Source organism: Paracraurococcus ruber (assembly GCF_004353985.1).
Taxonomy (GTDB): domain Bacteria; phylum Pseudomonadota; class Alphaproteobacteria; order Acetobacterales; family Acetobacteraceae; genus Paracraurococcus; species Paracraurococcus ruber.
Genome location: NZ_SMOA01000715.1, coordinates 1 through 416, shown reverse-complemented (window position 1 = coordinate 416; position 416 = coordinate 1). Strand labels below are relative to the sequence as shown.

General features: G+C 64.2%; 1 protein-coding gene and 1 pseudogene. Both read right to left on the bottom strand.

What is annotated here, in order from left to right; all coding sequences use genetic code 11:
- Positions 1-168, bottom strand: a pseudogene (locus tag E2C05_RS35045) (IS6 family transposase); the annotation flags it as partial.
- Positions 165-416 (bottom strand): transposase domain-containing protein (locus E2C05_RS32535; RefSeq protein WP_133223687.1); only part of this gene is annotated, 252 nt, incomplete at its 5' end. The pseudogene E2C05_RS35045 and the gene E2C05_RS32535, both read right to left, overlap by 4 nt.

Genomic DNA, 416 nt, shown 5'->3' with positions numbered 1-416 from the left:
CGCGAAGTCGGCCCCGAACCGCAAGCACCACTGCCGGATGCTCTCGTGTGTCACCGTGATCCCCCGCTCGGCCAGGATCAGCTCAACGTCTCGCAGGCTTAGGCTGAAGACATGGTAGAGCCAAACGGCGTGGCTGATGATCGTAAGCGCTGGTTCTGGGCCCTTCACTCGCCGGCTTGACGCTCGGCTGGTTTCCCTGGGGCCCAGTGCCAAGGCATGAGTTCGTCGATGCGGCTCTGCGGCCAGCCATTGACGAGGCGGGTGAGCAGGTCGGTGAAGTAGACCAGCGGATTGACGTCGTTGAGCTTGCAGGTCTCGATCAAGGACGCCATGTCGGCCCAGCGGCGGCCGCCGTCATCGCCTGAGGCGAACAACGCATTCTTGCGGCTCAGGACCAGCGGCCTGATGGTGCGCTC